Origin of the sequence: Anaerobutyricum hallii (assembly GCF_900209925.1) — a bacterium.
Classification (GTDB): Bacteria; Bacillota; Clostridia; order Lachnospirales; family Lachnospiraceae; genus Anaerobutyricum; species Anaerobutyricum soehngenii.
The window spans coordinates 2,764,957-2,785,092 of record NZ_LT907978.1 but is presented as its reverse complement, the minus strand read 5'-3'; the positions used below and the strand labels follow the sequence as shown (position 1 = coordinate 2,785,092).

Genomic DNA, 20,136 nt, shown 5'->3' with positions numbered 1-20,136 from the left:
GCACAATGAGCGGAGGAGGTATATACTAATAAAATTATAGATTGTGGAAAGAGTGGCATAGGTGAGAATATTATTGTTTAGTGATAGCAGAAGAGCATTTGAAAAGACTAATGAAATTATTCAAAGTAAATTTGAACTAATGTGGTATAAGTATGATGACCTGCAAAAAGGTCAATATCCTTTGGCAGATGTTGTCATTATACATTTTGATAAGGATAGAATTCAAGATGCGACTATGCCGATAATAAGAATAAAAGGCAAGTTGGGTACACATGTTTCTATTCTAGTAATAATGAATGGAACACCACAGGAAATTTATTCTGTACTGAAAGTAGGCGCATATGATTATATAACTAATATAGATGACATGCAAGAATATAAGCAGAAATTAGAGGATATTGTTTTATGGAACAGGTATCAGAGATACATAGATTTTTGATAAATTGTATTTGTGAAAAGTATATAAAGATGGCTTTTTTTTTGTGGATATGTTAAAATAAAACAAGAATGATGAGTGAGGATTGTACTGGATGAGAATAGAAAGCATATTGTCAAAGAATATTGATGCAATGGGAGATAAAGCGGCATATGATGCGGCCTGCAAGCGCTTGTTGGCAAACAAAGTGATACTTGCCTGGATTATGAAAGAATGTTTGGAAGAATATAGAAATTGTAATATACAGGAAATAGTTTCTCGATACATTGATGGAGAACCGGATATTGGACAAGTGCCTGTAAATGTAGATGAGCGATTATCTGGAGAACAAATAAGGAATGTATCTGTGGAAGATGCTTCTGTTTATGAAGGCACGGTTACCTATGATATTCGTTTTTGTGCGGAAGCTCCAGGAACGGAGAACAGAATCCAGTTAATAATCAATATTGAAGCGCAGAATGACTTTTATCCGGGTTATCCGATTATAAAACGTGGAATATATTATTGTAGCCGTATGATTTCATCACAGTATGGGACAGAATTTACTTCATCTCATTACGAAAATATAAAAAAGGTATATTCGATTTGGATTTGTATGAATCCTCCGCAATATAGAGAGAATACCATTACAGAGTATTATATTGCAGAAAAAAATCTGGTGGGAAATGTCAAAGAGAAGATTGAAAATTACGACTTATTAACTGCAATCATGATTTGTTTGGGAACTACGGATGATAATTCATCTGGTATATTGAAATTATTGGAAGTATTGCTTTCGACGGAGAGAGAAGTAGAAGAAAAAAAGAAGATTCTGCAGGAAGATTTTGCAATTGAGATGACAAAGACTTTGGAAAGCGAGGTGTCTACTATGTGCAATTTAAGTAAAGGTGTTGAGGAGAAAGGAATTGAAAAAGGAATTCTTTTTTCAATTAAAAGCCTTATGGAGACAATGGGATGGTCTGCAGAACAGGCGATGGGTGGTTTGAAGATTCCTGAGTCGGAAAGAGATAAATATATAACCGAACTGAAAAATGAGAGAGACTATGAAGAAAAGTCTGTAAATAAAAATCTTCTATGATAATGATTGAGCTGGAAACACTAAATTGGAGCTTCCAGCTCTTGTTTTATATATACGACATGCTTTCAGGCATGTCAAGAGCGGACGTCAAAAACGTCCTTCTCATCATGCATACAGATTCTGTTATTCTGGGAGTCTTCCCTCGTACATAATGCTGAGTTCACCGTAGACCCGTCCCCAGTTTCGAATGCTCATAGTCCATTTTTTTGTGGCTTCAAAAGTTGCCAGATACAGAGCTTTCAGGAGTGCTGTATCACTTGGAAATACGCTTCTCTGACGGTTGAGCTTACGGTAGGTAGAATTCAGACTTTCAATTGCATTGGTCGTGTAAATAACCTTTCTGACATCCGGTGAGAACTTGAAAATCGGCGTTATCGCATCCCAGTTATCATACCAGCGTTTCATAGAATTCGGGTATTTTGCGGTCCATTTTTCAGTAACACGATTCAGAGCCAGTCTAGCTTTCTCTTCATCTGAAGCATGGTAAATCGTTTTTAGGTCGGAAGCGAACGCTTTTCTGTCCTTATCCGGAACATATTTTAACGTGTTTCTTACCTGATGTACAATACATCTCTGATACTCTGTTTTGGGGAATGCAGCGGCAATTGCCTCTTTAATACCACTAAGACCGTCAGCGCAGATAATCAGGATATCCTTTACACCACGATTCTTCAGCTCATTCAGGACGGACAGCCAGTATTTTGAACTTTCATTATCACCGACAGTGATTGAAAGAACCTCTTTTTTCCCTTCTGTGTTGATGCCAAGAATGACGTAGGCAGCCAATTTTCTGATTACTCCATTATCTCGTACGGAATAATGGATGGCATCTATATAGAGGATTGGATATACTTCATCCAGCGGTCGATTTTGCCAGTCTTCAATCTGAGGCAGGATTTTATCTGTAACGTCTGAAATAAAGCCTTCTGATGTTTCAAAACCGTAGATATCTTCGATGGTTTCGGATATTTGCCGGGTCGTCATCCCTTTTGCATACATGGAAATAATCTTCTGATCGATATCAGAAATATCCTTCTGACGCTTCTTTACAACCTGTGGCTCAAATGTTGATTTACGGTCCTGTGGAACATCGATATCCATGCTGCCATAGCTGCTGTTTACACGCTTTGATTTATATCCATTGCGGTAATCATCGCTATCAGATCATTCAGATTTCTGGTAGCCAAGATGATCATCCATTTCTGCTTCCATCATCTCTTTGATGGTGCCGCCAAGCAGATCCTTAAGAGCATCCTGGATATCTTCAGCGGTTTCAATATCATACTCCTGAAGAAGTTGCTGAATGATGTTTCGCTTTCCCTCTGTCATTACTACTTTGTGTACAGGTTTCTTTTCTCTTCTTGCCATAATAAAAGGCCTCCTATGATTTATATTTTACCATAGAAGACCTTGCTGTTATTAGCTATTTACAGAAAAAGTTTCACACACTCAAATGAGAAACTGTAATTAATTACTCAACTTTCCCACCAGTAAACCTGGCATAAACAGTTGATTTTTCAACTAAAATTTTAAAATAATTGGTACCTTGACATAAAAACAGCACCTGATCTTTGATATAATAAGTTCACCACAAACAAATACTCAAAGGAAAAGGTGCTGAACTTATGATATACCAGAATGATAAAAATGAAAATACCCAAAATCAATTTTCCAATGCTTTAAAAGAACTTCAGATTGGAAAATTATTGCGAAACTCCAACATTACAAAATCCTGTGGCGTTTCAGCATATGAAGTATTTCAATTTTTACTCCTGCTTGTATTTCAGGGACGAAATCTCTTTCGTTTCCTGAACTCTAAACATAAAGACCAGGCCGTTTCAAAGAATACGTATTATCGTTTTCTTAATGAAACTTCCTATAACTGGAGCAGATTCCTTATGCTCCTTGCAGCTAAAGTTACTTCCAGATTTGATGCTCTTACCAGACCGGAACGGATAAAAGTACTGGTTCTGGATGATTCCGTAGTAAAGCGGAATCGGAGTAAATCTGTAGAATTGCTTGCACGTGTCTATGATCATGTAGAACATAGATTTCAGAAAGGATTTACCCTGCTTACACTGGGGTGGTCTGATGGTTACAGTTTTATCCCCGTTGGGTTTAATCTGCTTTCTTCTGCCAAAAAGAGCAATCGTTACAATGAAATATCTGAAAATATTGATCATCGTACAAACGGTTATAAGTTCCGTAAAGAAAGCATGATGAGTAAAACAGACGCCGCAGTTCTTCTTATCCAGAGAGCCTTACAATCCGGTATAAAGGCCGATTATCTTCTTATGGATACCTGGTTCACAACGGAACCTATGATCCGCTCTGTTATGGATACCGGGCTCGATGTGATCGGAATGGTCAAGTAGCTGAAACAGCGTTATACTTATAAGGACAAAAAATATACACTTCACGAACTAAAAAGAATGGTCCGCTTTGAAGGTGCGAAAAATATTTTTGGCTCTTTAGTCGTCACCACCAAAACAGGAATTCCTGTTAAGATCGTTTTCGTACGAAACCGCAATAAGAAGAGTGAATGTCTGTATCTCTTAAGCACAGACGTTTCTTTAAGTGATGCTGAGATCGTACGGATTTATGGAAACATATGGCAGGTTATGCCGATATCTGCATAACCTGCCATATGCCGATATTTTAGAAATGCCGATAAAATTTCTATAAGATTCCATGCCTGACCCAATATCAGGCATGGTTAATAAACTATCGGCATTTATTTTAATCCACAAAGCCGCTTGATAGTATCTTCGTCATTGGCATACTTGAACATCACATCATCCTTAAAGATGGAACTGTCACTATCGCTAAGTTTATACCGTGTTTTTATCATCAACATCGCTTATCTCATAGATTGTCTCATACTCATCAAAGGAAATACTATAATAATGACTGATTACGTCTCTATAGTAAGAAATGCCGATATATTTACAAAGTCTTATAAATCCAATATTTCAGAAAGTCAAAAATCGGCATTTCTAAAATATCGGCATATGGTCTATCGAATGTTTTTTCAGATCATCAAAATCCTTTCTGAAGTTAGGCACTGAATTTCAGAGCCATAATTATGGTGCAATGGTAAGCCATACGACCATTGTATTTACAAGATACATCATTCTGGAATGGATCCGCAGGAACCAAAATGACCAGAAAACGTATGGCGAATTATTCTTCATGTTCTGCGATGATATCCAGGACATGGACTTAACCAGTTCACTGCAGAGCCTTATGGCTCTGTTTGTGGAGCACATTTTAACATTATCTGCTGATATTACATCCATCATAAAATGTAAAGTAAGTGAATGGATTGCATCTCAAGCCGCATTTATTCAGGCTTTATTTAGAGATATCAGCTGGGAAAGTTGAGTTAATTATAAGAAGATAATTAAAAAATATAAGGTATAATGCAGGAAGTGGACAGCGAATAGAGCTGCCCACTTTCTTTTTTTTGATATTGCGTAATTAAATACTCCTATTATTTGTATCAAGAAAATGTGAAAAGGGTAGCATGGTAGTATCACGTATATTTAAGGAGTAAACGATTATGGAAAGCCGGATTAAAATGCTTCGGGAAAAAAGGGGCTTGATACAGGAGCTTCTAGCAGTAGAGATAGGAGTAACACAGCAAATGCTCAGCAAATATGAAAAGGATATTACCATCATAAAAGTAGATGTCTTAAAAAGGATAGCAGAATATTTTAATGTAACAACAGATTACCTGCTTGGGCTGTCTGACATGAAGCGGGATCTGTCCGGTCAGATCAAGATGAATGAAACATTGGATGAGTATTATGACCTGATAGAAGTGTACAGAAGAATGGATGGGTATGACAGGGAAATGGTATGGTCGATCATGCAGACTGTTGGAAAAACTGCAGAGAAAAGAAAGCGGGGTGTGGGAAATGATAAAAGTAGCGATCTGTGATGACGATATTGCGACAACCGGAAAGATAGAGGATATGTTGTGCCGCATAGCAAAGAGAAACTTTATTCCGATAGAAACAGAAGTGTTCTGGGAAGGAGAGCATCTGTCAGAGGCAGTAGAGAGTATGAACAACTTTGATGTTATCTTCCTGGATATCGAGATGGGGCAGGCTGATGGGATCACAGTGGCACGGAAAATCCGGGAGACAGATAAAAATGTCCTGATCATCTACGTCACGAGCCATGAAAGCTATATGCAGGAGTCATTTTCCGTAAGACCATTCCGTTTTTTGGTAAAACCCGTAGAAGAAAAACAGATAGCGGGTTGTCTGGAGGCGGCATATGAAGAAATCAGCAGCGCCGACAGTTATTTCCGGTACAGCTACCAGAGGCTGAACTGCAAAATACCGGTGAGGGATATCCTTTATTTTGAAAGCAAGAGAAGAAAAGTGTACATAGTTACAGAAAAAGAGACCTTTGAATTTTATGGAAAACTGAATGAGATTGAGGAAAGCCTGAGAGCCAGCAAGGGCATTTTCCTCCGGATACACCAGTCTTTCCTGATAAACTATAAACACATAAAAGGACTGGCATACGATTTTGCCGTAATGGATAATGAGGAAAGGCTCTCAATCAGTGAAGACCGCCGGAAACTGATCAGTAAGCAATACTGTGCGATGGAGGATACGTTTTATGTCGGCATGTAAGTGGATGGCAGATATGCTGCTGACGATGTTTACAGTATATCTCTTTTTCCTTTATTTTGGGATGTTTTTTGAAAGGAGAAAAAAGAATATCCGTGTATTGCTTGGGGTTATCGTGCTTGTACTCTGGCAGGTAGGAATCCCGGAGGTTATCAATGAACTTCCGAAAGCATGGAACATAGGGACAACAGTAGGGCTTGCCCTGTTCGTTGTGGCAAATGTATTTGAAGGAAAGGCATGGATGAAAAGCTTTTTTGCGGTTACATTTGCAGCCATCTGGATGCTGGCGGAAATGCTGATTGGCAGCGTGCTGATGATTTATGGGGAAAGCATCGTGGAAAGGCAGATTTTTGGTGCGTTTGCTTCAAGGTTCCTGTTCTTCCTGATCATCCTGGCTTTAAGGAAAGTATTTACAAATGAAAAGGTTACGGGTCTGCCGACGGGGTACAGCATCCTGATCATATTTATCCCGACTGGGAGCATATATATCATGAACGCAGTGTTTGTACTGGCTTACAGGACTGACTGGGAATATGCCGAGGGGTATTCTCTTGTTTCCGGTCTGATACTGCTGTTTATCAATGTGCTGATTTTTTATATTTATATACGGCTGGCAGATGATTTACGGATACGGCGGATGAATCTGGTGTATGAACAGCAGCTAGACCTTTGTGCGAGGCACCAGGAAGAGAGGGAACTGTCCGTGCTGCAGATGAGGGATGTGCGGCATGGTATGAGAAACCATCTCCTGTCGATCCTTGCATATGCAGAGAGAGGGGAGAGGGAGAAGCTTATCCAGTTTGTAACCGATATAATAGAGGATGGCAGGCTGAGACCGTCCGAAGAGATCAATACCGGGAATATCGTGACAGATTCCCTGGTAGGATACTGGAAGAAAAAAGCAGAAGATGCGGGGATAGAATTTCTGACGGATCTCAGCATCCCGATGGAGATGCCGTTCCGGGGAGCGGATATAAGCCTGATCATGGGAAACCTGTTGGAAAATGCAGTGGAAGGCGCCGGGAGGGCAGAAGGCCGGAAGTACATACGGCTAAAGATGAAATATGACAAAAACAACCTGCTGATAACGATAGAGAACAGCTACCGGGGAAAGCTGGCGAAAGGGAAGGGGGAGGAACTGAGAACAACAAAAACGGATACAAGCAATCATGGGATCGGCCTGCCATCTGTCCGTAGGGCGGCGGATAAATATCAGGGGGTATTGTCTGTTGACACCACAGAGCCGGGGCGGTTCCTTGCCAGAGTGGTGTTGTATGGAAGTTGAAAGTGTGGGTAAGGGAAAAGTTACATGAACACTCGATATTTTGACATTAAGGAAATGGATGCGTTTTTTTGTGATAAAGTGTTAAAAACAAATGAAAGGAGTTTCAAAATATGAAAACAAAAGATTTAAAACTGCAGTCCGCCAAAGCATTGGCAAGTGCATCTTTGAAGATTGGAAAAGTATCGGCAGACAGCGCCTGCGCATATATTTTCCATCAGCCTAAAATGCCGAAAGAACTTAAAGCATTAAAGGAAAAATAAATATGAAATATTTATCGGAGAAAATAACAGATTATGTTATTAAAACCGGTGCAGCTTCCGAGGAATCATATGCGATATATCAGTATGGATTTCAGATAGGACTTGAAATGGTAAGTTGTTTTCTGACATGCTTCTGTATAGCGATATGGTTGCATATGATTCCGGAATTTGTAGTCTTTACTATTGTTTTTATGCTGTTGAGAACTTATGCCGGTGGTTTGCATCTGAATAGATTTGGAGCATGTTTCTTGTGTTCGGTTTCTGTTCAGACGTTGATATTAGTAATAAACAGTAAGTTTACTTTTCCTGTAATTTGCTCATGGATTTGTATTGTAGTAGGTCTGAGCATGGTTTGGATGTTAGCACCAGTAGAAAATATCAACCGGGAACTTGATCAGAATGAGAAAGAACATTGTAAAAAAGTTACGGAGAAAACCATAAGCGGGATACTTGTTTTTGCTATTTTCTGTACGCTTGGCAGGTTTTTAGAAATGGTATCTTTGGTTGCTATGACAGTTTTATTGGTTTTGATTTCTCAATGTATTGGTGTATTAAAATTTAAAATTGAAAAAAATGTGTATAGCCGGGAGTGATAGCGATATTATTCCCGTTTTTTTATGTCTGTGATACATAGTTGTATTAAAATGTGGGTGGTAACTGAAACAGCTATAGAGTGCGTCCGATGGGCAATGGCTCATATGGGCGCATTTTTATATACGGAAACATTAAAAAATTTCTTCTTGTTTTTTCGATTTTTTTTAAAATTTTGACTGTCCTCGTTACAAAGGGGGCAATAAGATGTTTTCGAAAATAGCTTTCAGGCAGAGGGGAGGTGATCCCCTTGAATCTGACAAGACTGGAAAAAGCTGTTGTGCAAAGAAAATTTATCAGGTATTGCATTAAAGTGCTGGATGGTGAAGCACTGAATTATTTGGATGAAATGGACAAGATCTGGGAGCGGGAAATCAATTTCTCTGAACTTCGGGAAGAAATCCTAGACGGGTTTTGTTCTTATGACGAATTTATGAAAATTCGATATTTCCAGATTATGGGTATGGAAGTGCCTGTTAAGGATGAAGCAATCAGTGAAGCACTGTACCGTCTGCCGGAAAAGAAACGGAAGATAATTCTTATGTCTTATTTTCTGGATATGACGGAAAAAGAAATTGCAGAATGTATGAATCTTGTACAGAGTACTGTGCATTACCATAAAGCGGATTCTCTGCGATTATTAAAGAAATTATTGGAGTGATACATATGCAGTACAGAAAAAAGAAAGAGCAAATTGCATTTGAAGTGATTGAGGATGCCATTGGAGGCGATGCTGTAGCAATAAATCAGATTATTGATTATTTTCAGCCCTACATTAACAGTAGATGTCGGAGAAAGTTTATAGATGAGAGCGGGCGAACAAGATATGGAATTGATGAATATATGAAGCGCCGGATGGAAACTAAACTCATCACGAAGATATTGGGATTTAAAATACAGCTTTAATACTTTTGAACATGGGAATTTGCCCCTTTTTGTCCATGTGAAAAGTAATGAGAGTTGGCGTACCTTGACAATTTCATATTTTTCCTGCAGGACGCAGAAAACAGTGGAGCTGTGTGATGGATACGCCATGACTGCCTGTGTCTGGTACTTTGCGACATCGTGGCGCAAAGTTGCCGGACATTGAAAGCGAAGGAATGCCAGTTTGGGTATTGAAGTAAAGGCACGAGCGATAAATATCCGATCACAGGCAAAGTAACGGGGACTTTGTGCGAAGATACTGCTTTCTGATAATGAAACTTCCGGAGATAAGCTGCTTCGGTCCGAGAGGATGGTGTGATACCAATGAGGCTGTGCCCGGCAGCCGCCTGCAGGAGAGTATTATTTAGAAAGGGGTATCTGATATATATGGATAATAAAAAAATATTGAGATATAGTATGCAGCTATCTATGTTAAAGCAGTTGCTTTCTAAGAAGTTGATTAATGAAACTGAATATCAGGTAATACAAAAAAGATTAATGAAAGATTATGGTATCGTATCCAACATTACTGCTTGACGGTATATCTGTATTGTATTATAATATAATCAACGCTATGGTAGGAACACAAAAAGGAGGGCGAAATGGAAGTTGAATTGATTAAAGCACATGATTCATTTGACGGTTCTGCCAGACGGAAGATTGAGCGGTTGAGAGTGGCGGCTTATTGTCGAGTAAGTACGGACGATGAAGATCAGATAAAGAGTTATAACTCAATGGTTACGCATTATACAGAGTTAATTAAGAATAATAAAGAATGGATATTTTCAGGTATATATGCTGATAAGGCAATCACTGGGACAAAGGTTGATAAGAGAGAAGAGTTTCAGCGGTTGATTCAGGATTGCATGGATGGCAAGATAGATATGATTATTGCCAAAAGCCTTCCACGATTTGCCAGAAATACTCTGGACACATTGAAATATGTTCGTATGTTGAAAGAGAGAAATATTGCTGTTTATTTTGAGGTTGAGAAGATTAACACATTAAAGGACGGCGAATTTCTAATGACTATTTTAAGTTCTGTAGCACAGCAGGAAGTTGAAAATACTTCTGCTTATGTGAAAAAGGGCTTGAAGATGAAAATGAAGCGGGGGGAACTGGTAGGATTTCAGGGTTGTTTGGGATATGATTATGATGTGGAAACAAAATCTATCTCAATCAATGAGGAAGGCGCTGTGGTTGTACGGTACATTTTTGATAGATATGTGGCAGGAGCAGGCAGCACAATGATAGCCAGGGAATTGAATGAGCAGGGTCATCTGACAATTAGAGGAAATCCCTGGACTTCATCCAGTGTTATGGGAATCATTAATAATGAAAAATATAAGGGAGATATTTTACTTGGAAAAACCTTTACGGTTGATCCGATTTCAAAAAGACGCTTAGAAAATCTTGGAGAGGAAGATCGGTATTATATACATGATCATCACGAACCAATCATTACAGAGGAACAATTTGAACGGGCGCAGGAGATGAGAAGACGTAGAAACGGAAATCGGAAATGTGGAGTCACTCCTGGAAAACGTGAAAAATTTAGTCGGCAGTTTGCGTTTAGCTGTATGGTAGAATGCGGATTCTGTGGCTCTAATCTTTCTCGTAGGCGATGGCACAGTAGCTCTAAGTATAAAAAGACGATATGGCAGTGCGTTAAATCAACAAAAGAAGGAAAGAGATTTTGTCCGGATAGCAAAGGCATTCCAGAGCAGGTCATAGAAGAAGCATTTATTGAGTCTTATAGGATGTTGTGTAATGATAATAAAGATGTTCTGGAAGAATTTTTGAAGCGAACCGAGAAAGCACTTGGAGAAAATTCGATTGAAGATCAGTTACATAAGCTGAAGAAAAGCATTGACAAGGTTTCTTTAAAGAGAAAAAAACTACTTGATAATTATCTGAAAGGCATTATTGAACAGGATATTTATGAGGAAACGGATGTAGAACTAAAAACTGAACTGACAAATACAAGAGCAAAGCTGGAATATCTGCAGCAACAGTCGGATGAAAAGAGTTCATTGCAAAGGAGGCTTTCAGATTTCAAAAAAGCACTATCGCATAATGAGGTGCTAGAAGAATTTGACAGAGGAATATTTGAGAGTATAGTTGAAAAAGTAATAGTCGGCGGACTAGACGAAGATGGAAACAAAGATTCTTATAAAATTACTTTCATATATAAAACAGGATTTAAGAATGAAATTGGAAACGCAAAAGAAAGATTCGGGAAGTCATCAGGTATTGGAGACAAAGTGAAAAAAATGTGTTCCGATATAAGTGACGAGGTAAAGGGTGTGTGTTCCGATGTTAGTCTCAACACACATCGAGAGCGTGGTTCTGTTGACTAAAGCACACAAGTAAAAATGTGAAAAAGGCTTGAAATAAGGGTAGTTCGATAATTTTGGTTACTGGAAACTGGTCGATATTCATATAGATATTGCCTCTGCTAAAAAAGATTCTTCTCGTCCTGCCTTTCATCAAATGATAGAAGAGTGTAAAGCGGGACTTACGGATATAGTTGTGGTAAAAAGCATCAGTAAACTTGGAAGAGATACTGTCGAGGTGCTTGACGCAATAAATACTTTAAGAGAGCCAGTAACGGCAGCTTGGGGTTCTATCCTGGTAGGCGTAATGCGTACCTGTGGCAATTTTGCAGAGGTCAAACGCCCCGAACAGGCATTGAAGCTGTTTATCCGTTTTGCCCTTGCAAAAGGTGCGGTCAAAATGGCAGACTGAGTAGTGCGTGAGATGATGGAATTGTAATGCAAAATTTTTCTGTGCATATTGACTTGGTTGTATGAAATGAGTATAATATGGGTAGAATACTACTATCTAATATACGAGAAGGAGGTTTTGTTATGAATATTCGTCCATCCGCAGCAATCCGCCAGAATTACAATGACATTGCAGATATGTGCAGAAAGACCGCAGAGCCGATTTTCCTTACCAAGAACGGTGAAGGAGATTTAGTCGTTATGGATATTGAAACTTATAACCGTAGGGAAAAAATGCTGAAGCTGCGTGAGGAACTGCTTGCCGTAGAGGAAGATAGGGTGCGTGGAAGCAAAGGCTACTCTGTTGATGAAGTCGCTGCGATGATGCGTAGTGCAATCAAGGAGGCGGCAGGTCATGGAACAGCAGAATAAATACCATGTGATTGTATCGGAACGGGCAACGCGGATGCTTGTTTCCCACGCTGCTTTTCTGGCACAGGTCAGTCCAGAAGTGGCGGAACGGCTAACAGCCGAATTTGAAAAGGCTGCAAATTCATTAGAACTGATGCCGCAGAGATGTCCGTGGCTCACAGGGGAATATATCCCAAGAAATGCCTATCGTTTTATCCTGTTTGAGAAACGCTATATGATCATATTCCAGATAGTAGACGATATAGTCTACGCTGATTATGTGGTGGATTGTAGGCAGGATTACAGTTGGCTCATTCGATAACAATAAAATAACTTTCAGAAATCGTCACTTACAGTTGGGTGGCGATTTTTTTGCTACAGGAAAAGCTGGTGCTTTGCGTAAATAAGAATGCCGAGTACGATGTTATTGCAAATAAGATTGATGCTTTAAGGGAAAAGAAGGCAGCAGTTGTAACCAAGAATGCCGAGCAGGAAATGTTAAAAAAGCGAATCGAAGAGATGCGACAGTTCCTGCAGACACAGTCAAGCCGAGTGACTGAATACGATGAACAAATGGTAAGAAGACTCATTGAAACTAAGGCTACCGCAATCCCACTGGCTTTAGACGGTGGGTTAAGGTAGCCCAAAGTAGAGGTTTGTGTTATACTTATGTCATGGGAACATGGAAATCAAAAAACAGGCACAAATATTTGCTCCAATATCATATTATTTTTGTGTGCAAGTACAGAAAGAAATTGCTGACATCAAAACAAATATCAGATGATATAAAATAGTATTCTTATGAGATATGTCAAAGGCATAATGTAATTATCAAATATATGGAAACGGATAAAGACCATATTCATTACATGATAGAAACAGAATCAACTATGTCTGTTAGTAAAATCGTAAACTTAATGAAAAGTTATACAACATATCATATTTGGGAAAGGTATCCGAATTATTTGCGAAAACATTTCTGAAAAGAACATACCTTTTGGACAGACGGATATTTCGCTTGCAGTGTAGGGAATGTTTCGGAAGAAATGCTAAGAAAATATATAGGAAATCAAGGTTAAGGAGGTGACATCAAATGTTAAAAGCGTATAAATACAGAATATATCCAAACAAGGAACAGGAAATGCAGATTGCAAAAACATTTGGCTGTTGCCGTTTCGTATATAATCAGACACTTGCTTATAGAAAAGATAAGTATGAACAAGAAAGGAAATTTGTTAGTAAAACAGACTGCAATAATTACTGTAACAGAGAATTAAAGAAAATGTATGAATGGCTGAAAGAAGTAGATAAATTTGCCTTAACCAACGCCATTTATAATATGGATAGTGCATATCAGAAGTTTTTTAAAGAACATGCAGGTTATCCTAAATTTAAGAGTAAACACGATAATCACAAGTCATATACCACTAATTTCACGAATGGTAATATATTAGTAGATTTTGAGAATGGGAAAATAAAGTTACCAAAGCTGGGAAAAGTAAAGGCAAAATTACATAGAGGTTTTGCAGGACAGATAAAATCGGCAACGGTATCACAAGTTCCAAGTGGAAAATACTATGCTTCTGTTCTTGCGGAAATAGAGCATGAGAAAATGCCGAATACAACCGAAAAGATTGGTTTGGATTTAGGTATAAAAGAATTATGCATTACATCAGATGGCAGAAAGTACGAAAATCCAAAGATACTTAGGAAATATGAGAAAAAACTAGCAAAGCTGCAAAGACAGCTGGCACATAAAGAAAAAAGAAGCAAAAATTATCATAAGGCAAAGAAACAGATAGCATTATGCCACGAGAAAATAACAAATACTAGAAAAGATTATCTGCATAAGATTTCACACGAAATTGTCAGCGAAAACCAAGTGATAGTTTCAGAAAAATTACAGATAAAAAATATGGTAAAAAATCATCATCTTGCGAAATCCATAAGTGATGTATCATGGTATGAACTTACAAGGCAGTTGGAATATAAGTCAAAATGGAATGACAGAGAATATGTCAAAACAGATGCTTTTTATGCTAGTAGTCAGTTATGTTCTGCTTGTGGATACCAAAATACAGAAACAAAGGATTTGTCAGTAAGAGAATGGATATGTCCGAATTGTGGAGTAAAGCATGACAGAGATATCAACGCAGCAAAAAATATACTAGCAGAAGGATTAAGACAACTAGCATAAGAAAGAAATACAAATAGGGCAGGGACTGCCCAAATTAACGCCTGTGGAGATAGTAGGTTACGAGGTCTGCGAAGCAGGAAGCCCATTGGCTTTAGACAATGGGTAGTTCACTCTCCCACATAAAAGGTCATAGCCTCAAAGTGAAAAAGATCAATACAGATCGGCGCATTTTTATGATTTGACGCTTGCTTTCGCAGTTGGGTATTCACCCTTGCCCGCAAAACCGAAAGAGAAAAGGGTTTGGTAATATAATCATCAGCGCCCCGCTCCAGTCCGTCTACGATGTCCAGATCGGTGTCATTGGCAGTCAGCAGAATAACAGGAATATAGGGCGTGTTTTCCTTGACCTCCCGGAGCAGCTCAAGCCCGCTGCCATCCGGCAGATTGATATCCAGCAGGATCAGGGATACACCGCTGCAAAGCAGCTGTTCCTTCGCCGTTTTTAGATTTTGGCAGGATATAATCTGACGGTTAGCTGCTTTCAGTGCTTTACTTAAACCCTGATTCAACCCTATATCATCTTCAATAATCAATAATTGTTCCATGTATCTCACTCCCTCGTTATTCAAATGTCACCATTATTCCTTGGGCAATTTTTCGTTCTCACAGTTCAGAAGATAGGCTATTGCTCTGATTGCAAATTTGTTTGTTTTCACTGTATCCCAGTCGGCAAGACGAACTATTTCTGCTGTCCTGTTTTTTCACTTTCTTAATTGTATCATGCTAATGTAAAGAAATCTACATTTATCAATTTACACGTTACGTATTCACTGCGGCTATGCTATAATGATTACGCAACGTGTACTTTTTGCTTTTTTGGAGAAAAGACGAATGGATTATGTGTTGTGGCTTTTGGAGTATTATATCCGCAACAAAGGACTTGTGGTAAAAGAAATGAACGAAGGAGGAATCATGGAACCATGGAAGTAAGGAAACGATTTGAAAATGATAAATTAAAAAAACTTCAGATTTTTAATGGGGCACAGTTAAAATATATAGCATTTATATCCATGTTGATAGATCATGTAAATAATGCTTTGATAACTCCTTTTCTGAATGGAAAGGGATTTTTATTGCATTTATCTAATCTTTTTTCAATTCTGGGCAGGATTGCATTTCCCATTTTTGTGTTTTTTATTGTAGAAGGATTTTTTAAGACCAGTAACAGGAAGAAGTATCTTATAACGCTCTTGCTATTTGGTGTGGTATCTGAAGTTCCGTTTGACATGTTTACATCAAAAGTATTCTTTGATCCATATTGGAATAACATCATGTTTACTTTAGCTTTATGTCTTATTACAATTTGGATTATTGATGCTGTAAAAGAAAAAATCAGCAATAAAGTTTTGTGGTATAGTATCTCAATCGTTATTGTAGGGATTTCGTGTGCAGTAGCGATGGCGCTCAGTCTGGATTATGATTATCATGCGATTATTGTTGCATACATTTTTTATATTTTTTATGATAAACCAATACTTGGAGCGGGATTGGGATATCTTTCGATTATTAAAGAGTTATATTCTTGCTTGGGATTTGCTATGACAGTAACATATAATGGTGAAAGAGGAAAGCAAAATAAGTGGATAAATTACCTTTTTTATCCGGTTCATATTTTAATATTGGGGATTCTGCGTTTTTATTTAAATATTTAAAAATCTTTAGAATTATTTAGTATGAAAGAAAACAGGGGTATGTTATAGTTATAGCTAGTGTTAAGATTTACACAAACAAAAAGAGGAACATTTCACAAGAATAACAGGCAGGTTTTACATGCATTTGATTTGGAGTTACAGGGATAGTTATTGGGAAAGATACATAAGAAACGCATATTTATGAAAGAAAAAAGTATAATTCAACAGAACTTAAAGAAAATAATTGGTGTTGTTGTGGTTTCTGTTTTTGCCATAATAACGATTTATACGGTGTTTCGGGGGAGTGGCATCTCTTTGAACGAATTGACGGCGAGCTTAAAAGAGGCATCCTGGGAAGGTATTCTGCTGGCATCGGTAAGTATGCTTGGTTTTATTTATTTTGAAGGGGAAGCGTTAAGAGTTCTTGTCCGGCATATGGGATATCCGGCAAAGAGAAGCCATGGCTTTGTTTATTCGGCGGCAGATGTCTATTTTTCTGCAATTACGCCATCTGCTTCGGGAGGACAGCCGGCAAGTGCATATTTTATGCTGAAGGATGGGATAGCAGGAACAGCGGTTATGGCTGCATTACTACTGAATCTTATTATGTATACCCTTGCAATTCTGACGATTGGGCTGGTAGATATTTTGATTTTTCCGGAAGTTTTTCTGAATTTCAGTATCGGGTGTCGAGTGTTGATCGTGGCAGGTGGTTTAGCTTTAGCAGGGCTTGGGATTATCTTTTATCTTCTGCTGAGAAGGCAGGCATTGATTGAATCTGTCGGTGCCTTTTTTGTCCGGATTTTACGGATGATTCATTGTGGGAGGCTTGCAGATAAGTTAGAGAAGAAACTGGAAGTTTCTATCGAGAAGTATAGTAGTCTCGTGAATGTGATTTTTGATGGAAAAAGAATGTTATGGAAGGTGTATATCCTGAATCTGTTACAGAGATTGTCGCAGATTATCGTAACACTTTTTTCCTTTGCAGCATTGCATGGAGATTTACGAAAGCTTCCACAGTTATTAGCAACACAGATTTATGTTGTTATGGGTTCAAACTGTGTCCCGATTCCGGGAGGAATGGGAGTGACAGATTATCTGATGTTGAAGGGATATCAGCAGCTTATGAGCAGGGAAGCCGCATTTCAGCTTGAAATGTTTAGCAGAGGCCTGTCTTTTTATGTCTGTATCTTTGTAAGTCTGACTGCAGTTTTGATAGGATATGTAACGATTAAGAGAAAAAAGAAATTGGAGAATGAAAATGATAGGATTTTATGATTACACAGTGATACTTACTTATTTGTCACTAATGTCGGGAACAATAGGAATTATGCTTTGTCTAAATGGGATGGGGCATCCATACCTTGGTATGTTTTTTCTGCTTTTTTCCGGACTGTGTGATACATTTGATGGAAAAGTAGCCAGAAGCAAAAAAGACCGCACAACACAGATGAAAAAATTTGGAATTCAGATAGATTCACTGTCAGATTTGATAGCTTTTGGTATGCTGCCGGCATGTATAGGAATCGCAATGCTTCGCTATACGATGTGTATTCCTGATTTATCTGGAGTGACCCGCTATCTGCTCACGCACTATACTTTACAGACACAGATTGTTTTAAGCCTGATTGCTGTTTTGTATGTACTTGCTGCAATGATTCGCCTGGCCTATTTTAACGTGATGGAAGAAGAAGACCAGAACAGAGATGAGACAGGAGCCAAAATTTATACAGGATTACCAGTAACGTCTGCAGCATTAATTTTCCCGGCAGTACTGCTTATACACATGCTTATTCGTGCAGACCTGACATTTTTGTATTTTGGAGTTATGTTAATTACAGGCGGCCTGTTTATTTCAAAAATACAGATTAAAAAGCCGCAGAATAAGGGAATCGCTACTATGATTTTCTTTGGTGCGGTAGAGTGCGTTGTTTTGATTTTTGCGTTGAAATTTTTGAAAAAATAAAGCTTTCATATAAACATTTAAACTTTGTAGTATTTTATGAGAATACTATGGGGGTTTTTGTACATAAATTTTAAGAATTAAGAGATTACAGACAGGAGATTTACATATGACTATCCTAGAATTTTTATATAATACAGTTCCAGGAAGATTTCTTTTAAAACCGTTAACCGGCCCACGGCTTTCTCGTATCTGTGGGCATTTTTTAGATTCTGAATTGTCTTCATTTCTTATTAAACCATTTGTAAAGCAAAATGCAATCCAATTATCAGATTATGAAACAACAGATATAAAAAGTTTTAATGATTTTTTTTCAAGGAAAATAAAACAGGGCAAGCGTCCAATAGATATGGAGGAAAATCATTTGATCGCACCATGTGACGGTCTATTATCTGTCTGGAAAATAAAAGAGAATACCGTTTTTCCCGTAAAGCAGAGCCATTATACAATTTCCTCTCTGTTGCACAGCAAAAAGCTGGCACAGCGTTACCATGGGGGATACTGCCTTGTATACCGTTTGTGTGTAAATCACTATCATAGATATTGTTATGTGGATTCCGGGCAAAAGAGTAGAAACTTTTTTATTCCAGGACGTTTACATACGGTAAGACCCGTTGCCCTCCGGGAAGTTCCTGTGTTTACTGAGAATAGCAGAGAATACACATTAATTCGGACAGAAAAGTTTGGCACAATAGCACAGATGGAAGTTGGCGCAATGCTTGTTGGACGGATTGTCAATCATGAAGAAAAAGGAAACGCCATAAGAGGAAAAGAAAAAGGATATTTCCAATATGGAGGTTCTACAATTATCGTACTGATTGAGCCAGAACAAGTTCAGGTACGCGAGGACATTTTACAAAGTTCTGCACTGGCAAAAGAAGTGCCCGTCAAGATGGGGGAGGTCATTGGTCATGCACTCGAACATAAAAGAACGATTCAATAATTTACTGCCAAAGTATGCAATCCTGCCGATTATCGCAGCTTTACTCATAAATAACTGTATCTACATAGGTGCGGCACAACTTCGAAACCACTTATCTTTTTACTCACTGGCAAGCTCGTTAGATGAAAAGATTCCACTGCTGACACCATTTGTCATATTTTATGTACTGGCATATGTCCAGTGGGCATTGAATTACATATTAATTGGCAGAGACAGCAAAAAACTGTGCTATCAGTTTGTACTTGGAGATATTCTTTCCAAAGTCATCTGTCTATTCTTCTTTATATTGTTTCCAACCACATTAACCCGGCCGGAAATTACAGGAACAGATATATTCAGTCAGCTTGTTCGCTTTATCTACTCTGTAGATGCTCCCGTCAACCTATTTCCGTCTATTCACTGTTTAGAGAGTTGGTGCTGCATACGTGCCGCCTACAAAATGAATTTCAAAACAGAAAAGAGAACTAACTATTATCGAGTGGCAACGATTCTTATGTCACTGGGGATATTTGCATCAACATTATTTATAAAACAGCATGTAATTGCAGATGTATTTGGGGGAATTGCAGCTTTCGAAATAGGAATGATTTTGGCAAAAATTCTGATTTGATGGATTAAAGAAACGAAACCCAGAAACGTTATATAGAATAAAATGTGAAGATAGTCGCGGCGTAGAAAATGCCTGACCGGCATTTTTACTTGCTCCGACATCACATTTTATTCTATATAACGTTTTTGGATTTCTGTTTATTGGCACCAGATGAAATCAGGATTTTGTGTGGAAAAAATAAGGGGTTTCTCCAGAAGAAATGCGTCAATCCTTTAGGCTTTAATTTCCAGAGAATCCATAACCTTCTGGGAAATCCCCATTCTCGCCAACTGTAGATTGAGAATAGTCAGAAAAAAGAAACAAATAATACATCCCAGATGCGGCTTGGGAGCGTATTTAAGATGCGGATGAGCATATTAAATACAGCGACTACAGAGCAGATGGGATGTATTATTTGTTTCTTTTTTCGTCTATTACCAAATCTACAAATCAGGA

At 38.2% G+C, this 20,136-nt stretch carries 24 protein-coding genes and 3 pseudogenes; 24 read left to right on the top strand and 3 right to left on the bottom strand.

The annotated features are described in order from the left end of the window. Nucleotides 1-61 precede the first annotated feature (61 nt). The gene (locus tag EHLA_RS12650; RefSeq protein WP_123864863.1) at nt 62-439 is read left to right on the top strand and encodes a hypothetical protein; all 378 of its coding nucleotides are present in this window, start codon (nt 62-64) and stop codon (nt 437-439) included. Between the two features lie 91 nt (nt 440-530). Further along, a complete protein-coding gene (locus tag EHLA_RS12645; protein ID WP_096241046.1) occupies nt 531-1,514 on the top strand; it encodes a hypothetical protein in 984 nt (327 codons plus the stop codon). Between the two features lie 123 nt (nt 1,515-1,637). Here EHLA_RS12645 and EHLA_RS12640 read toward each other — a convergent pair. Then, nucleotides 1,638-2,843 (bottom strand): annotated as a pseudogene (locus tag EHLA_RS12640) (IS256 family transposase). A gap of 296 nt (nt 2,844-3,139) precedes the next feature. Between EHLA_RS12640 and EHLA_RS12635 the strand changes: the two are divergent. Beyond that, nucleotides 3,140-3,889: a transposase gene (locus EHLA_RS12635; RefSeq protein ID WP_096241045.1), complete on the top strand. Its 750-nt coding sequence runs from the start codon at nt 3,140-3,142 to the stop codon at nt 3,887-3,889. Between the two features lie 359 nt (nt 3,890-4,248). Here EHLA_RS12635 and EHLA_RS16800 read toward each other — a convergent pair whose 3' ends face one another. Then, nucleotides 4,249-4,371: a hypothetical protein gene (locus EHLA_RS16800; protein ID WP_260702787.1), complete on the bottom strand. Its 123-nt coding sequence runs from the start codon at nt 4,369-4,371 to the stop codon at nt 4,249-4,251. Nucleotides 4,372-5,076: 705 nt separating this feature from the next. Between EHLA_RS16800 and EHLA_RS12620 the strand changes: the two genes are divergently transcribed. The 16 genes and pseudogenes from EHLA_RS12620 to tnpB all read left to right on the top strand — a co-directional run bounded on the left by EHLA_RS12620 (nt 5,077) and on the right by tnpB (nt 14,554). Further along, nucleotides 5,077-5,457, top strand: coding sequence for a helix-turn-helix domain-containing protein (locus EHLA_RS12620; protein ID WP_096241042.1), 381 nt, complete (start codon nt 5,077-5,079; stop codon nt 5,455-5,457). Beyond that, a complete protein-coding gene (locus tag EHLA_RS12615; RefSeq protein ID WP_096241041.1) occupies nt 5,435-6,163 on the top strand; it encodes a LytR/AlgR family response regulator transcription factor in 729 nt (242 codons plus the stop codon). The genes EHLA_RS12620 and EHLA_RS12615 overlap by 23 nt, the downstream gene beginning before the upstream one ends. Beyond that, nucleotides 6,150-7,445: an ATP-binding protein gene (locus EHLA_RS12610; RefSeq protein ID WP_096241040.1), complete on the top strand. Its 1,296-nt coding sequence runs from the start codon at nt 6,150-6,152 to the stop codon at nt 7,443-7,445. Before EHLA_RS12615 ends, EHLA_RS12610 begins: the two co-directional genes overlap by 14 nt. Before the next feature lie 110 nt (nt 7,446-7,555). Continuing rightward, nucleotides 7,556-7,705: a cyclic lactone autoinducer peptide gene (locus EHLA_RS12605; protein ID WP_096241039.1), complete on the top strand. Its 150-nt coding sequence runs from the start codon at nt 7,556-7,558 to the stop codon at nt 7,703-7,705. Nucleotides 7,706-7,707: 2 nt separating this feature from the next. Next, nucleotides 7,708-8,298 carry an accessory gene regulator B family protein gene (locus tag EHLA_RS12600; RefSeq protein WP_096241038.1) on the top strand — a complete coding sequence of 197 codons (591 nt, stop codon included), beginning with the start codon at nt 7,708-7,710 and terminating at the stop codon, nt 8,296-8,298. A 248-nt stretch (nt 8,299-8,546) separates the two neighbouring features. Next, nucleotides 8,547-8,957: a sigma-70 family RNA polymerase sigma factor gene (locus tag EHLA_RS12595; protein WP_096241037.1), complete on the top strand. Its 411-nt coding sequence runs from the start codon at nt 8,547-8,549 to the stop codon at nt 8,955-8,957. 5 nt (nt 8,958-8,962) lie between these two features. Continuing rightward, complete coding sequence (locus tag EHLA_RS12590; protein ID WP_096241036.1) at nt 8,963-9,202, top strand: helix-turn-helix domain-containing protein; 240 nt, start codon at nt 8,963-8,965, stop codon at nt 9,200-9,202. 405 nt (nt 9,203-9,607) lie between these two features. Continuing rightward, nucleotides 9,608-9,757, top strand: a complete 150-nt coding sequence (locus EHLA_RS12585; protein ID WP_070090346.1) for an SHOCT domain-containing protein — start codon at nt 9,608-9,610, stop codon at nt 9,755-9,757. 65 nt (nt 9,758-9,822) lie between these two features. Continuing rightward, nucleotides 9,823-11,580 carry a recombinase family protein gene (locus EHLA_RS12580; RefSeq protein WP_096241035.1) on the top strand — a complete coding sequence of 586 codons (1,758 nt, stop codon included), beginning with the start codon at nt 9,823-9,825 and terminating at the stop codon, nt 11,578-11,580. A 67-nt stretch (nt 11,581-11,647) separates the two neighbouring features. Beyond that, nucleotides 11,648-11,812 (top strand): annotated as a pseudogene (locus EHLA_RS16795) (recombinase family protein); the annotation flags it as partial. Next, nucleotides 11,795-11,968 carry a hypothetical protein gene (locus EHLA_RS16685; protein ID WP_242970785.1) on the top strand — a complete coding sequence of 58 codons (174 nt, stop codon included), beginning with the start codon at nt 11,795-11,797 and terminating at the stop codon, nt 11,966-11,968. The pseudogene EHLA_RS16795 and the gene EHLA_RS16685, both read left to right, overlap by 18 nt. A 122-nt stretch (nt 11,969-12,090) precedes the next feature. After that, nucleotides 12,091-12,378, top strand: a complete 288-nt coding sequence (locus EHLA_RS12570; protein ID WP_096241033.1) for a type II toxin-antitoxin system Phd/YefM family antitoxin — start codon at nt 12,091-12,093, stop codon at nt 12,376-12,378. After that, a complete protein-coding gene (locus tag EHLA_RS12565) occupies nt 12,362-12,679 on the top strand; it encodes a type II toxin-antitoxin system RelE/ParE family toxin (protein ID WP_096241032.1) in 318 nt (105 codons plus the stop codon). The genes EHLA_RS12570 and EHLA_RS12565 overlap by 17 nt, the downstream gene beginning before the upstream one ends. Before the next feature lie 50 nt (nt 12,680-12,729). Then, nucleotides 12,730-12,999, top strand: a complete 270-nt coding sequence (locus tag EHLA_RS12560; protein WP_096241031.1) for a hypothetical protein — start codon at nt 12,730-12,732, stop codon at nt 12,997-12,999. Nucleotides 13,000-13,031: 32 nt separating this feature from the next. Then, nucleotides 13,032-13,436, top strand: a pseudogene (tnpA, locus tag EHLA_RS17050) (IS200/IS605 family transposase). Nucleotides 13,437-13,450: 14 nt separating this feature from the next. Next, a complete protein-coding gene (gene tnpB, locus EHLA_RS12550; RefSeq protein WP_096241030.1) occupies nt 13,451-14,554 on the top strand; it encodes an IS200/IS605 family element RNA-guided endonuclease TnpB in 1,104 nt (367 codons plus the stop codon). Between the two features lie 107 nt (nt 14,555-14,661). On the opposite strand, the gene EHLA_RS12545 is transcribed toward tnpB, so the two are convergent. After that, on the bottom strand, nt 14,662-15,099 hold the full coding sequence (locus EHLA_RS12545; protein WP_242970729.1) for a response regulator transcription factor: 438 nt from the start codon (nt 15,097-15,099) through the stop codon (nt 14,662-14,664). Between the two features lie 375 nt (nt 15,100-15,474). Here EHLA_RS12545 and EHLA_RS12540 point away from each other — a divergent pair, with 375 nt between their 5' ends. From EHLA_RS12540 to EHLA_RS12520, 5 genes are all read left to right on the top strand, one after another. Next, the gene (locus tag EHLA_RS12540; protein ID WP_096241029.1) at nt 15,475-16,206 is read left to right on the top strand and encodes a TraX family protein; all 732 of its coding nucleotides are present in this window, start codon (nt 15,475-15,477) and stop codon (nt 16,204-16,206) included. 180 nt (nt 16,207-16,386) lie between these two features. Continuing rightward, nucleotides 16,387-17,463: a lysylphosphatidylglycerol synthase transmembrane domain-containing protein gene (locus tag EHLA_RS12535; RefSeq protein ID WP_096241028.1), complete on the top strand. Its 1,077-nt coding sequence runs from the start codon at nt 16,387-16,389 to the stop codon at nt 17,461-17,463. Then, entirely contained in the window at nt 17,447-18,151 is a 705-nt protein-coding gene (locus EHLA_RS12530) for a CDP-alcohol phosphatidyltransferase family protein (RefSeq protein WP_022169485.1), read from the top strand. The genes EHLA_RS12535 and EHLA_RS12530 overlap by 17 nt, the downstream gene beginning before the upstream one ends. A gap of 106 nt (nt 18,152-18,257) precedes the next feature. Further along, nucleotides 18,258-19,091 (top strand): phosphatidylserine decarboxylase, encoded by an 834-nt coding sequence (locus tag EHLA_RS12525; protein WP_096241027.1) that lies wholly within the window; start codon nt 18,258-18,260, stop codon nt 19,089-19,091. Beyond that, the gene (locus EHLA_RS12520; RefSeq protein WP_096241026.1) at nt 19,060-19,701 is read left to right on the top strand and encodes a phosphatase PAP2 family protein; all 642 of its coding nucleotides are present in this window, start codon (nt 19,060-19,062) and stop codon (nt 19,699-19,701) included. The genes EHLA_RS12525 and EHLA_RS12520 overlap by 32 nt, the downstream gene beginning before the upstream one ends. Nucleotides 19,702-20,136: the final 435 nt, after the last annotated feature.

Bases quoted from the DNA above. Each gene is read 5' to 3' on its own strand.
- EHLA_RS12545 (WP_242970729.1), bottom strand. From the start codon at position 15,099: ATGGAACAATTATTGATTATTGAAGATGATATAGGGTTGAATCAGGGT.
- EHLA_RS12615 (WP_096241041.1), top strand. From the start codon at position 5,435: ATGATAAAAGTAGCGATCTGTGATGACGATATTGCGACAACCGGAAAG.
- EHLA_RS12600 (WP_096241038.1), top strand. From the start codon at position 7,708: ATGAAATATTTATCGGAGAAAATAACAGATTATGTTATTAAAACCGGT.
- EHLA_RS12645 (WP_096241046.1), top strand. From the start codon at position 531: ATGAGAATAGAAAGCATATTGTCAAAGAATATTGATGCAATGGGAGAT.
- EHLA_RS12620 (WP_096241042.1), top strand. From the start codon at position 5,077: ATGGAAAGCCGGATTAAAATGCTTCGGGAAAAAAGGGGCTTGATACAG.
- EHLA_RS12590 (WP_096241036.1), top strand. From the start codon at position 8,963: ATGCAGTACAGAAAAAAGAAAGAGCAAATTGCATTTGAAGTGATTGAG.
- EHLA_RS12535 (WP_096241028.1), top strand. From the start codon at position 16,387: ATGAAAGAAAAAAGTATAATTCAACAGAACTTAAAGAAAATAATTGGT.
- EHLA_RS12610 (WP_096241040.1), top strand. From the start codon at position 6,150: ATGTCGGCATGTAAGTGGATGGCAGATATGCTGCTGACGATGTTTACA.
- EHLA_RS12580 (WP_096241035.1), top strand. From the start codon at position 9,823: ATGGAAGTTGAATTGATTAAAGCACATGATTCATTTGACGGTTCTGCC.
- EHLA_RS12635 (WP_096241045.1), top strand. From the start codon at position 3,140: ATGATATACCAGAATGATAAAAATGAAAATACCCAAAATCAATTTTCC.
- EHLA_RS12525 (WP_096241027.1), top strand. From the start codon at position 18,258: ATGACTATCCTAGAATTTTTATATAATACAGTTCCAGGAAGATTTCTT.
- EHLA_RS12565 (WP_096241032.1), top strand. From the start codon at position 12,362: ATGGAACAGCAGAATAAATACCATGTGATTGTATCGGAACGGGCAACG.
- tnpB (WP_096241030.1), top strand. From the start codon at position 13,451: ATGTTAAAAGCGTATAAATACAGAATATATCCAAACAAGGAACAGGAA.
- EHLA_RS16800 (WP_260702787.1), bottom strand. From the start codon at position 4,371: ATGTTGATGATAAAAACACGGTATAAACTTAGCGATAGTGACAGTTCC.
- EHLA_RS12585 (WP_070090346.1), top strand. From the start codon at position 9,608: ATGGATAATAAAAAAATATTGAGATATAGTATGCAGCTATCTATGTTA.
- EHLA_RS12605 (WP_096241039.1), top strand. From the start codon at position 7,556: ATGAAAACAAAAGATTTAAAACTGCAGTCCGCCAAAGCATTGGCAAGT.
- EHLA_RS12530 (WP_022169485.1), top strand. From the start codon at position 17,447: ATGATAGGATTTTATGATTACACAGTGATACTTACTTATTTGTCACTA.
- EHLA_RS12520 (WP_096241026.1), top strand. From the start codon at position 19,060: ATGCACTCGAACATAAAAGAACGATTCAATAATTTACTGCCAAAGTAT.
- EHLA_RS12570 (WP_096241033.1), top strand. From the start codon at position 12,091: ATGAATATTCGTCCATCCGCAGCAATCCGCCAGAATTACAATGACATT.
- EHLA_RS12540 (WP_096241029.1), top strand. From the start codon at position 15,475: ATGGAAGTAAGGAAACGATTTGAAAATGATAAATTAAAAAAACTTCAG.